Annotated in this window: 10 protein-coding genes; 9 read left to right on the plus strand and 1 reads right to left on the minus strand. The window is 43.8% G+C overall.

Translation table 11 applies throughout. The features are described from left to right. The first annotated feature begins 68 nt into the window (after positions 1-68). The 7 genes from fabF (at position 69) to HF888_RS07570 (ending at position 8,626) form a co-directional block, all read left to right on the plus strand. Positions 69-1,298, plus strand: coding sequence for a beta-ketoacyl-ACP synthase II (gene fabF / locus HF888_RS07540; protein WP_007017715.1), 1,230 nt, complete (start codon positions 69-71; stop codon positions 1,296-1,298). A 9-nt stretch (positions 1,299-1,307) separates the two neighbouring features. Continuing rightward, on the plus strand, positions 1,308-2,144 hold the full coding sequence (pabC, locus tag HF888_RS07545) for an aminodeoxychorismate lyase (RefSeq protein ID WP_007017716.1): 837 nt from the start codon (positions 1,308-1,310) through the stop codon (positions 2,142-2,144). Beyond that, a complete protein-coding gene (gene mltG, locus HF888_RS07550) occupies positions 2,137-3,168 on the plus strand; it encodes an endolytic transglycosylase MltG (protein ID WP_007017717.1) in 1,032 nt (343 codons plus the stop codon). Before pabC ends, mltG begins: the two co-directional genes overlap by 8 nt. 14 nt (positions 3,169-3,182) lie before the next feature. Further along, complete coding sequence (gene tmk / locus HF888_RS07555) at positions 3,183-3,803, plus strand: dTMP kinase (protein ID WP_007017718.1); 621 nt, start codon at positions 3,183-3,185, stop codon at positions 3,801-3,803. Beyond that, positions 3,800-4,786, plus strand: coding sequence for a DNA polymerase III subunit delta' (locus HF888_RS07560; protein WP_007017719.1), 987 nt, complete (start codon positions 3,800-3,802; stop codon positions 4,784-4,786). Before tmk ends, HF888_RS07560 begins: the two co-directional genes overlap by 4 nt. Positions 4,787-4,815: 29 nt before the next feature. Continuing rightward, complete coding sequence (locus tag HF888_RS07565) at positions 4,816-5,163, plus strand: PilZ domain-containing protein (RefSeq protein ID WP_007017720.1); 348 nt, start codon at positions 4,816-4,818, stop codon at positions 5,161-5,163. A gap of 76 nt (positions 5,164-5,239) precedes the next feature. Beyond that, positions 5,240-8,626 carry an ABC transporter substrate-binding protein gene (locus tag HF888_RS07570; protein WP_133308458.1) on the plus strand — a complete coding sequence of 1,129 codons (3,387 nt, stop codon included), beginning with the start codon at positions 5,240-5,242 and terminating at the stop codon, positions 8,624-8,626. Positions 8,627-8,647: 21 nt separating this feature from the next. On the opposite strand, the gene HF888_RS07575 is transcribed toward HF888_RS07570, so the two are convergent. Then, positions 8,648-9,667 (minus strand): AraC family transcriptional regulator, encoded by a 1,020-nt coding sequence (locus HF888_RS07575; protein ID WP_007017722.1) that lies wholly within the window; start codon positions 9,665-9,667, stop codon positions 8,648-8,650. 150 nt (positions 9,668-9,817) lie between these two features. Here HF888_RS07575 and HF888_RS07580 point away from each other — a divergent pair, with 150 nt between their 5' ends. Both HF888_RS07580 and HF888_RS07585 read left to right on the plus strand, forming a co-directional pair. After that, positions 9,818-11,419 (plus strand): FAD-binding oxidoreductase, encoded by a 1,602-nt coding sequence (locus tag HF888_RS07580; RefSeq protein WP_007017723.1) that lies wholly within the window; start codon positions 9,818-9,820, stop codon positions 11,417-11,419. Next, positions 11,419-13,029 carry a glycerol-3-phosphate dehydrogenase/oxidase gene (locus tag HF888_RS07585; RefSeq protein WP_007017724.1) on the plus strand — a complete coding sequence of 537 codons (1,611 nt, stop codon included), beginning with the start codon at positions 11,419-11,421 and terminating at the stop codon, positions 13,027-13,029. Before HF888_RS07580 ends, HF888_RS07585 begins: the two co-directional genes overlap by 1 nt. Positions 13,030-13,032 lie beyond the last annotated feature (3 nt).

The following is a 13,032-nucleotide window of genomic DNA, read 5'->3' on the forward strand; positions in this document are numbered from 1 at the left end:
TCAAAAAAGCCGCCCCTAAACAGGCGGCTTTTTTGTTGGTGACACATCTAACTGGCGAGAGAATAAATATGTCTAAACGTCGCGTAGTGGTAACAGGTATCGGAGCGGTAACGCCGCTCGCCAATAATGCGAAAGAAACTTGGCAGCGTTTAATTTCGGGGCAAAGTGGTATTGATATTATCTCGCACTTTGACGCCAGTAATCTCGCAACGCAATTTGCCGGTACCATTAAAGACTTCGAATTAGATGATGTACTTTCCGCCAAAGACGCTAAGAAAATGGATACGTTTATCCAATACGGCATGGTTGCCTGCGCTGAAGCGATAGAGCAGTCTGGTTTGGATGGAAATAGCGTTGATTTGAATCGCGTAGGTTGTGCTTTGGGCTCTGGCATTGGTGGTTTAGCTACAATCGAACACAATTATACGCAATTGGTTAACTCTGGTCCGCGACGAGTGAGTCCTTTCTATATACCTGCTTCCATCGTAAATATGATTGCGGGCCATGTAGCTATGAAATGGGGTTTTACAGGGCCAAACTTTGCGATTTCTACTGCTTGTACCACAGGTACTCATAATATTGGCTATGGTGCGCGTACGATTGCGTATGGCGATGCAGATGTGATGATTGTCGGTGGGGCTGAGGCGGCGTGTACTCCTAGCGGTATGGCAGGCTTCTGTGCAGCACGCGCGATGTCGACACGTAATGATGATCCTAAAGCCGCGTCGCGTCCATGGGATAAAGATCGAGATGGCTTCGTCTTGGGTGATGGTGCTGGAGCTTTAGTGATTGAGGAGTACGAACACGCCAAAGCACGCGGTGCGAACATTCTAGCCGAGATTACGGGTTTTGGTATGAGTGATGATGCCTTCCACATGACGAGCCCGCCAGAAGATGGTGCCGGTGCTGCAAAAGCCATGGCCAATGCGTTGAAAGATGCAGGGCTTGTAGGCAGTGATATTCAATACATTAATGCTCATGGAACTTCTACACCGCAAGGAGATGTGGCGGAAACTCGAGCCATTCAAAGCATTGTCGGGAATGACGTATTAGTGTCCTCAACCAAATCAATGACAGGACATTTGTTGGGCGCAGCGGGCGCCATTGAAGCGGTCTTCAGCATCCAGGCTTTGACGCACAATGTTGTACCACCAACGATCAATATCGAAAACCAGGATGATCAGTGCGCGTTAGATTATGTAGCAAATACTGCCCGTGATGTTGAGCTTGCCCACGTACTTAGTAATTCATTTGGTTTCGGCGGGACCAATGGTAGTTTGATTTTCAGTAAGGTTTAAACGGTATCCATGTGGTTGCTCGAAAATGATCAATACAGAGGTGAGGTGGAAAACTATAGTCGTGCTGCTCAGTTCGGTGACGGTTTGTTTGAGACACTCTCAGTTCAAGATGGCCAAGTATTAAAGCGTGATTTGCATGCGCAGCGATTAGAAAAAGGCATGGCTGCGCTGGGTATGCATAGCCTCTCTGTTACCACTGAGGAGTGGTTGGAAGAAAAAGTGGCAGCAATTCTTCATCACACGAGGCAATCCACAGGAATTGTAAAGGTCATGGTGACACGTGCGCCCTCAGCACGTGGTTATGCTTATGACGCTAGTGCACCGATTCAAAGTATTGTAAGTCTGTCGACGCCTCCTAATCTAAACAAAGCAATATACGAAGCGGGCATAGATGTCATTTATTGCAATACGCACTGTAGTATTCAACCAACGCTTGCGGGTATCAAACATCTTAACCGCCTAGAGAATGTACTGGCGCGCCAAGAAGTAGTTAATGCCGGTACATTTGAAGGCTTGATGCTTGATGCAAATGGGTTCGTGATCGAAGGTACCATGAGTAATGTATTTTTTTGTAAGGGTGATGTTTGGTACACGCCGGAACTCTATGAGTCGGGTGTCGCTGGTGTAATGCGCCAGTTCATCATGAATCAAAGTTCTACTCTGTCACTTCAATTGGAAGCTGGTAAGATACACCAAGAAGACCTTAAGACTATGGACGCGGCTTTTATCTGTAATTCTATTCTTGGGGTCGTGCCGATAAAGCGAGTCGAAGAAAAAATATTCGAAATTGATGAATCGCTTATCAAAATGGCAAAACAGTTTCGTATTTGGGGTGGAAATGAATAAACGCTTAGGTGTAGTGATAGTGATGCTCATGATGTGGTTCTTGGGCGTCTGCATTTATGGAATATACCAACTAGAGCGTCCTCTTAATCTTGCTGAATCTATGGTCAAGACCTATCCCAAAGGCAAGCCGTTATCATGGTTTTTCTTGCGCTTAGAAGAACAGGGTGTGATTGCGGATGTGCGACCCATTATGATCATTGCAAAGATGACAGGTGATGCGCGCAAAACTAAAGCCGGAGATTATGAACTGACGCCCGAAATGACATCATGGGATGTTTTGAATTTACTTGTTGCTGGCGACACTGTTGAATACCGTGTAACTCTAGTAGAAGGCCAGACCGTGCAGCAAACATTAAGACGCTTAGCTGCTCATCCTCAAATCAAGCAAGATGTACCGGCCGAGCCAGATGCTTTGATGCAATACTTAGGTTTAGAAGGACATCCAGAGGGACGCTTTTTCCCTGATACATATCTCTTTCACTCAGGTACGCGAGCTTCTGAAATTTTAGTGCGCGCTCAGATTCGCTTAGAAACCGTGCTGGCGGAGGAATGGCGTGATCGTCAAGAAGGCTTACCCTATGACAGTCCATACGAAGCATTAATTATGGCTTCCATTATCGAAAAGGAAACCGCGGTTCCCGAAGAGCGTGATGAAATTGCGGGGGTTTTTGTTAGGCGCTTACAAAAGAACATGCGTTTGCAAACAGACCCAACAGTTATTTATGGCTTGGGCGATCGATACAAAGGGAATATTCGACGCAAGCACTTGCTGGAAAAAACAGCGTACAATACCTATCGAATAAATGGCTTGCCGCCGACGCCTATTGCACTTGTTGGTAGAGAGGCAATTCATGCGGCGCTTAATCCAGCCCCTGGCAAAACTTTGTATTTTGTAGCGAAAGGCAACGGCTACCACCATTTCTCAGAAACGCTGCAGGAACATAATGCTGCAGTGCGAAAATATCAGATTCGTAAAAGAGAAAAAGAATATCGATCTACCCCTGAGTTGAACCCTGTTCAATGACTATGAGAAGTACAATGCAAGCAGGATTATTCATTACTGTTGAAGGTGTTGAGGGTGTCGGCAAGACCACCAATATCGAATATATAAAAAACTGGTTGCAGCACCAGGGAATCGACTATGTGGTGACCCGTGAACCTGGCGGAACAGATTTAGGAGAATCCTTACGCAATCTTTTACTTCACGGTGATGATGTTAGCGACAAAGCTGAATTGTTGATGATGTTTGCAGCACGCTCACAGCATATCGAAAAGGTAATCAAGCCAGCGTTAGCAGCAGGACGTTGGGTGCTTTGTGATCGCTTCACGGACAGTACATTTGCTTATCAAGGTGGTGGCCGTCAATTGAATCCAGAATGGATTCGGCAGTTAGAAACCCTAGTGCAAGAAGAATTGCAGCCAGATGTTACGTTTCTTTTGGATTGTCCGGTAGAGATTGGTCGAGCCCGAGCGGCGGCTCGTAGTGCCAGTGATCGAATAGAATCCCAAGATCTTGTCTTCTTTAATCGCGTCCGCGATGCGTTCCTGCATCGAGCGTCTTTGTATGATCGATTTAGAGTGATAGATGCAAGTCAAGATCTACTGCAAGTTCAGCAACAAATAGAATCCGTACTTGTTGAGCTTGGAGCACCCTCATGAAAGTAGCTCAAGCATTGCCATGGTTGCAGAGCCAATGGCAAACACTCTCACAGCAGCTATCGAGTCAGCGATTAGGTCATGCTGTTTTACTTACCGGCCAGCAAGGGGTCGGTAAGCGTGTTTTCCTCAAAGAGTTTGCCCAGCTTGTTTTGTGTCATCAAGGTGAACAGCAAACCCCGTGTGGTGAGTGCGCTTCTTGTCGCTTGTTTACTGCAGGTAATCATCCAGACTTTATTACAGTGGAGCCGGAAGAGACTGGCAAGGCTATTAAAATCGATCAAATTCGTCGCGTGACAGACTTTGTTAATACAACCGCTTCCCAGGGTCAACGCAAGGTGGTGTTGTTGGGTCCGGCAGAGGTCATGAATATCAATGCAAGTAATGCTCTGTTGAAAAGTCTTGAGGAGCCAAGCAGTCAGGTCACCATGTTGCTATACAGTCATCAACCAAGTCGGCTGTTAGCCACGATTAAAAGTCGTTGTCAGCAATATTCAGCGCCGACTCCTAAATTCCAAGATGGTCTAATGTGGCTTCAGCAAAACTCGCAAGAATCAGGTTTGGATAGTCTTTTGCGCTTAGCGCAAGGCGCGCCATTGAAAGTGATCGAAATGATCGAACAAGATGTCCACGTTCAATATATGCAGTTTTGCCAAGATATGCAGGATCTCGCAAACCACTCTGTTGTCTGGCAGGGTGTTGTATCGAAGTGGAAAAACTGGTCTGTTGAGTATTTATTAGATTGGTTTTATGGGCTGCTTTTGGACGTACAAAGATGCAAGTCAGGAGTACAAGATAGATTGATTCCTGAGTTGAACATGCAAACTGAATTGGTCTCTAAGCGCATGAGTGTCGCCGAAGCCGACGGCATTTTGAGCGCCATTTATGAGTCAAAAAAAGCGGTGGTGAGCGGCTCTAATCCCAATCCAACACTGTTAATTGAGCGTTTACTCGTTGACTGGTTAGGCCAGTTGCGGCAAAGTTAAACCATTAGGAATAATAAGAAGGTCGTTTCATGCCTCCAAAGTTTGGTCCCGGTAACGGTATTCTATCGTTGACCATCAAAGATAAAGCTGTTCTGTACGCCGCTTATATGCCGTTCATAAAGAATGGCGGTTTGTTTATTCCGAGTAATAAATCTTACAAAATGGGTGACGAAGTTTTCATGTTGCTTAATTTAATGGATGAGCCTGAGAAAATTCCTGTGGCAGGGAAGGTTATTTGGATCACACCTAAAGGTGCTCAAGGCAATAAGGCGGCTGGTATCGGTGTCCAATTTGCCGACGATAATGCAGCGCGCAATAAGATTGAAACTCATCTGGCAGGAGCATTGGCTTCTGACCGCCCGACTCACACCCTCTGATACTCCATTTTCTATCATAGAGTCTTCTATCTGGTCTAGGATTAATATAAGACGTTATTAATCCTAGGAGAAGTGATTGCAACGAATTCTGTTTGTTTTCATGCTCGCTATTTCGAGTGCTAGGGTATTTGGCGACCTTCTAACACCCATAACGGTTCAATTGAAGTGGGACCATCAGTTCCAGTTCGCGGGCTTCTATGCGGCTATATCACAAGGTTATTACAAAGAGGCTGGTTATGATGTACGACTAGTCCCGCGCATCAACCCTGATGGCAGTTTCAAGGATACATTTGGCGAGCTTAAGTCTGGTAGAGCACAATTTGCGGTTGCAGGTCCTGATGTCTTAAAACTACTGGACTCTGGGGAGCAGGTTGCGGTGGTTGCCAGTTACTATCAGAAAAGCCCCTATGTTTATGTTTCACTTTCTCGTGATGATATAACCGGTATTACGGATATTCATGAATCATGTATTAGCAGTTCTCACGACTTTGGTGAGTTGGAACTAAAAACGGTTTTTCGTAATGAAGGGTTGTCGATTGAGAATCTACACATTGAAGATTTTCGTTTTGCTTTGAGTTCCCTGCTAGATGGTAGTTGCCCTGTAGTTATTGATTATAAAATCTCTGCTATTTGGGCAGCGCAGGAAAAAGACCTAAAAATAAACATGATTGAGGCTGGAGATTATGGTATTCACTTTTATGGGGATACACTTTACACGCTGACAAAAACTATTGAAGCAGACCCTCATATGGTTGACGCTTTTAATAAAGCAACCAATCGTGGCTGGGAATACGCGTTGGAGAATCCAGAAGAGATTTCGCGCTTTATTGTGCAAAACTATCCTCGTGTTTTGGTTTACGACAATCCATACGAATATAATCTATTCAGTGCGGGTCAAATTAGGTTGTTGATGAACTACCCAGTGACCGAAGTGGGTCATAGTAACCCTCATCGTTGGCAGCAACTACAGGACTACTTATATGATTTAGGGGTGGTCTCTGATCGACAGTTGTCTGAAGGCTTTATTTTTAACTATCAGGATATTGTTGAAAGAAGCCAGAATGAAAAATATCGATATGCCGTCTTAGTGGTGTTGATCTTGGTGGTTGTCGTTGTTGTCTTGGTTTACTTTCAATATAAAAAAACGAAGCGAGAAAAAGAATATATTCGCGAAAGACAACGACTTTTAGAGGGTTCTGATTTACTAAGAAGCGTACTTGATCTGATTCCTGTTGGTGTTTATTGGAAAGATGATCGATTACGTTTTCTAGGTTGCAATAAGCGATTTTTGCGTGACTCAGGCTTTGAGAGCTTTGAGGATATCGTAGGTAAGTCAGACTTGGATATGCCTTGGCGAGATGATGCAATAGCTATACAGAAGCAAGATCAAGAGGTTCTGGCTGGTCGTTTTGATTCGTCCCCGTTCGAAGGAAAGTTAATCGGAGTCGATGGTGTTTCTTGGGTCCAAGCACGAAAAATGCCCCTAAAAAGCATCAATGACAAAGTACTTGGTGTGTTGGGTGTGTATCAAGATATTACCGATTATAAAAGTGTGATTGAACAACTTAACTCACAGAATAGCTTGATTAACGAGAGCAACCAAAAACTTTCTCAGCTTATTGATAGTAGCCCAGATATTATTGTTTATCGCGAGTATCAAGAGGATCGCCTGATAATTTCTGTCTATAACCATATGTTCGAAAAATGGGTTGGTGATCTCACGGATGAAAAAGACTGCGTGTTTTCAAAGGAAGTCCTTAGCGTTTTAGAAGAGAAAGACTCTGTGGTTGTTCGAGAGCTTGATCAAGTCCTCTATAAAGCTGAATCTTCTCTTAGTGATGGAAGAAGGGTGCTCCTGGATATTGTAAAGGTGCCAGTCTTTAGTGATCTTAATATTGTGAAAGGGATTCTGTTTATTGGTCGAGATGTGACCGAAACTCGAGAGCTGCAAAGTCTTTACGAGGCTCTGTTCAGTCTAACGCAGGATCCATTTTTTGTCATTGATGAGGTAGGTGCTATTTCAAGCTGCAATGACGCTGGTGCTCAAATACTCGGCCTAGAAAACCGAACGAATCTCATTGGTATGCGTTTGATAGAACATTTTACACCAGAGTATCAGCCAGATGGAGAGCGATCAGAAAGCAAAGTTAAGCGAGTGAATGAATCAGTAGAAAAAGCATCAGATGCTCGTGTTCAATTTGATTTTACCCATAAAGATATTGATGGTAATCCAATTCATGTAAGAGTGTTTATCGTGCGCTTAAATGGTGGCCCTAAAAAACGTTTGTTAGTGCAGTGGCATGATATAAAAGATATGTACGCAAGAGAGGAGTCATTGCGGCAAGCGAAAGCGGATGCTGAAGAATTAGCTGATCAGAAATCTATGTTTCTCGCCAATATGAGTCATGAAATTAGAACGCCTCTCAATGCATTAGTAGGACTGAGTAATCTATTAGTTGCAAATGAAACTCATGTAAAAGCCCAAGATTACATGCGAAGTATCAATAAAGCGAGTATTCATTTGAAGAGCATTGTAGATGATATTTTAGACTTTTCTAAAATAGATGCAGATCGAATAGATCTAGATGAGATAGCGGTCAATTTCGATGAATTCTTATGTGAAATAAAATCACTGCACGAGCAATCGGCTCGTGAAAAAGGTTTGCATTTTGAAGTAGATAATCGACTCGACAATGACATTGCGATTGTTATTGATCCTGTGAGGTATCGCCAAATTATTAACAACCTTGTGAGTAATGCGATTAAATTCACCGAGAAGGGTGAAGTTATTGTCGTAACGAAAAAGCAACAAGAGTCTTTGCTGTTATCTGTCTGTGATACCGGCTGTGGGTTGGATGAAAATCAACTGTCCAATTTGTTTGACCCGTTTTCTCAAGCCGATATCACAACGACGAGAAAATACGGAGGCACTGGGCTTGGGTTGAGCATTTGTAAGGGGTTAGCAGAGCGGATGTCGGGCAGCATTAGTGTGAGTAGCGAGCTTGGTAAAGGGTCGTGCTTTTATGTCAGTATTCCATATAAATCTGAAAGTAATGCGCTTCCTGCAAATAAAATGCTGAATATTCCAGACTTTACGGGCAAAAACATATTGATTGCGGAAGATAATCGTATGAATCAAATGGTGATAGAGGGTTTGTTGGAGGATACGCACTGTAAAGTGATATTTGCCAACAATGGAAAAGAAGCAGTGGATTTATATGAATCGTCAAACAATAGCATTGATGTGATTCTAATGGATATTCAGATGCCGGTGATGGATGGTTATCAATCCACGCGGGCACTAAAAGCGATTCCAGACTTTGATGTGCCTATTATTGCTTTGACTGCCAATGCGGACAATGTAGATAAGCAGCGTTGCTACGTCGAAGGTATGGCCGATTTTCTAAGTAAGCCAGTGGATCAAACTCAATTATATGAATCCTTGAAAAGGATATTAATCTAAAACTCTTCTTAAGAGTTTTACTTATTTTGCCTGCCTGAACTCCCCTGGTGTCATCCCTGTCCAATTTTTGAAGCTTCGATGAAAAGAGCGAGGTTCACTAAAGCCAAGCCTAGCTGCAATATCTTGTATAGACAGTTCACTCTCAATAAGTAGCTCTTTAGCTTGTTCTTCTCTCACCTCATCTAATAATTGTTGATAGCTACATTCAAATGCTTGAAGTTTTCTTTGTAAAGTTCGTTCGGTCAATCCTAATCTCTTTGACACCATCTCTTTGCGTGGAATCCCCTCAAGAAGTAGGCCTCTAATTACGTTTTTTGTTTGCATTGGTAGCGGCTGCTTATCATTAATGTCGGCCATTAAAATGTCAGCATGATTCTCTAATGTTTTGAGTAATTGCTGATCGGGCTGTCGCATTGGAAGCGATAGTAAGTGATCATCAATGATTAAGGCACTGCTGGATTGGTTAAAGTAAATTGGGCAATTAAACATGGATTGAAACTGGCGCAGGCTTGTGGCGTCTGGCTGCGGAAATTCGAAATACACTGCCTTTGGCTTGCCATTTGGCTTGTCAACTAAAAAACGAGCAAAATTAACCCACGAACCTAGCACGTTCGCAATCATATGTGGACGAACCTTTGGATTGGGGTAATTACAAATCCAGCGCATCTCTGTATTGTCGTCCGCTAAACGGTTAATTTGGCTTGTTCCCATATCGCCAACTAAACGCTCATAAGTTGGGGTTTTCTCTAAGGCTTCTTGTAGCCCATTGCAGTTCATTAACATATAACCTAGAACGCTGTATGAGCCCGGCTGGACATAACGAGAACTCTTCAGACCGAAACATGGGTCTTGAGTTTTCTCAATTAAAAGCGCCAACAATTCCTGAAAAGATTCGCCACTAATGCGCTTTAGTTTGTTGTCAAGAAGGTCAGAGTTGATACCGACTTGGGCAATCAGTGCACGAGCATCCAACCCATAGTCGGCTGCTGTTTTTAAATATTGTAAAACCGCCCCTGAGGAAGCAAAGCCTAAATGCTCCATAGTGTATTAAAGCTCTCTTATGTTTATTATGACTTTATTTGATCTGGCATTGGCATTTTTGGTCAGTGTATCCAAATGAGCCAAAGTTACACTGACGGCTATGATAATCACAGAAAATAATTTCGTCTATTAGTATTGAAGGGGATCTATATGCGTCGTTGGAACGGATGGGGGGATGATTCATTCTCCATGACAACACCCGAATCTGGTATGGAGTTTTTACAGTCTAAGCTCACACCAGGTCCTGTCTTGCCGGATGCCGATTTTGCGTCTGTGTGTGAACAGGTTCCAGAGAGTCGACTTCAAGATCATCCTTTGGTCAGTAAAGATAATGCAGATCGAGTGCGTCATGCGCGAGGACAAAGCTTGCCAGATTGGTTGGCGATGCGTAGCGGAGACTTTGGCGTATTTCCAGATGGCGTTGCTTTTCCTGAGACTACAGAACAAGTAGAGACTCTTCTCGATTATGCATGGAAGAATGATTATCAAGTGATTCCTTATGGCGGGGGAACCAGTGTAGCTGGGCATATCAATCCATTGCAGTCCGTTCAGCCAGTTTTAACCATTGATATGGGGCGCATGAGTCGCTTGCTTGATTTGAACGAGGATAGTCAGATAGCTACGTTTGGTGCTGGTACTCCTGGTCCAGAGGTGGAATCTCAACTGCGTGCTCATGGTTATACACTGGGGCATTTTCCTCAGTCCTGGGAATTATCCACTATTGGTGGCTGGGTCGCATCACGTTCAAGTGGACAGCAATCGCTGCGTTATGGGCGTATAGAGCAAATGTTTGCAGGCGGCATCATGGTTACACCAAAAGGACGATGGCAAATCCCTACTATTCCGGCATCATCCGCAGGTCCAGATTTACGCGAGATGATGCTGGGTAGTGAAGGTCGTATGGGTGTGATCAGTGAGGTCCAAGTGCGCGTCACACCACTTGCTAAGGAGGAGCGCTTTTTTGCTGTTTTTGTTCCAAACTTTGAAAGCGCAAAGCAATCTGTAAAAGAAATTGTTCAGAATAAAATCCCACTATCTATGCTGCGTGTTAGTAATGCATTAGAAACAGAAACACAGCTTCGTTTGGCGGGTCATGAATCATTAATTAAATGGTTAGAACGCTATTTATCATTTCGCGGTAACAAAGATGGTAAATGCTTGATTACCTTTGGTGTTACAGGCAATAAAAAGCAAAATGCGTTATCTCTGAAACAAGCTATGTCGGTTTTCTCTCGGTTTGGAGGGGTAAAAGGGCCTGCGATGATGGGGAAGAAGTGGGCCGAAAATCGATTTAAGTTCCCTTATCTTAGAGAAAATTTATGGTTGGCTGGCTACTGTGTTGATACATTCGAAACGGCTACTGATTGGCATCGAGTAACGTCGCAAATGGAATCGATGGAAGCGGCTGTAAAGATGGCTGGCGAGCAATTTGGTTTTACACCGCATGTTTATACGCACCTGTCTCATATGTACGCTCAAGGTTGCAGTATTTACACCACCTATGTGTTTCCAAATGGTGAGACCTACCAACAAACTATGGCCTATTGGAAAGCCATTAAGCAAGCAGCTAGCGAATCTGTTGCAAATGGCCACGCGACCATCAGTCATCAGCATGGCGTGGGTAAAGATCATGCACCATTCTTAAAAGCTGAAAAGGGTGATATAGGCATGGCAGTGATAAAAGGCATGGTGGAGCATTTTGATGATAAGCAGCTACTTAATCCAGGTACTATGCTAGAAAAGGAATCGTAATGAAATTGCAGGCAGCTATGTCAGACCAACCCATTTCTGAATCCCCCCAGCAAACTATTGAGCAATTGAGCGAGCAATGGGATCTGGTTGTGATCGGTGGAGGCATTACCGGGATGGGGGTTGCTAGAGAGGCTGCTAGGCAGGGATTGAGGGTTCTTGTGCTCGAGCAAAAGGATTTTGCTTGGGGAACATCTAGTCGGTCATCAAAAATGGTGCACGGAGGGCTGCGGTATTTGGCCTCTGGAAACTTACGTCTCACTAGTCATAGCGTGAAAGAACGCGAGCGCCTAATGAATGAAGCGCCTGGTTTGGTAGACTTGATGGCCTACAGTTGGCCGCACTATAAAAAACAATTCCCTGGTCCTTTCATTTTTAATGCGCTATTGGCGCTTTACGATATGTTTGCTGGAAAAAAATATCGTAAGTTTTTATCGCCAGAAGAAACCAGCTATGTGTTACCTCATATCCGTCGCGATGCGCTTATTGGCTCAACTCAGTTTGCAGATGCGGTCACTGATGATACCCGTTTGGTAATGCGAGTGATGGATGAGGCAAAAGCAGATGGCGCAGTATGTTTGAATTACACACGCGTGATTGATGTAATTAAGCAAGACGAATTGGTTAAAGGTGTGCAATGTGTTGATGAGTGCTCTGGTAAAACTTATTCGTTTTTTGCTAAAGCGGTTGTCAGTGCAACCGGAGCCTGGGCTGATCAGCTAAGACGAAATCAAGGAGCGAAAAAGAAAATACGTCCGCAGAGAGGAAGTCATTTAGTTATTCCTCATTGGCGATTTCCTGTTGCTCAGGCCATAACACTCAAGCACCCCGAAGATGATCGCAGTATGTTTATATATCCCTGGGAAGGGACCACTGTGATAGGAACCACAGACTTAGATCATCCTGAAGCGGATTTAAAAGAGCCTCATATTCATGAGTTCGAAATACACTATTTACTGAAAGCTGCGAACGCCTTATTTCCGGGTTCAAGGCTAGAAAAAGAAGACGTAATTGCAACTTGGGCGGGGGTTAGGCCCATTGTTTCCAGTGGCAAGAGTCTGAATCCATCATCTGAAAAACGTGATCATAGTATCTGGGACGATAATGGGTTGGTTAGTGTTAGTGGAGGCAAGTTAACCACCTTTAGGTTGATCGCTCTGGATGTATTAAAGATGCTCAAAAAATATGTGCCGGATATCCAATACAAGGATACAGGTGCCCGAATTTTTACTAATCTCGAGCAAGAGCCTGAAGAATTAGAACAACTTGATGGGTTTTGGAAAAAACGTCTCGTTGGGTTTTACGGATGTCACATAGATCGCTTTTTTGACTGCGCAAAGCCCGGCGAATTGGCGGTTATCCCTGGAACCCAAAGTTTATGGGCGCAACTGCGATATAGCTGTCGATACGAATCTGTAGTGCATTTAGATGATCTTCTATTGAGACGTACGCGAATTGGATTGTTGCTTGCTAATGGCGGTGGCGATTTTAAAGATCAAATTAAAATGATTTGTCAGTCTGAGTTACCTTGGAATGAAGAGCAATGGCAGCAAGAGTGGCAACGATATCAAGATATTTGGCACGCCTATTATTCTGTTACACCTGAAAAATAATTA

It is taken from the genome of Bermanella marisrubri (assembly GCF_012295615.1).
GTDB lineage: Bacteria > Pseudomonadota > Gammaproteobacteria > Pseudomonadales > Oceanobacteraceae > Bermanella > Bermanella marisrubri.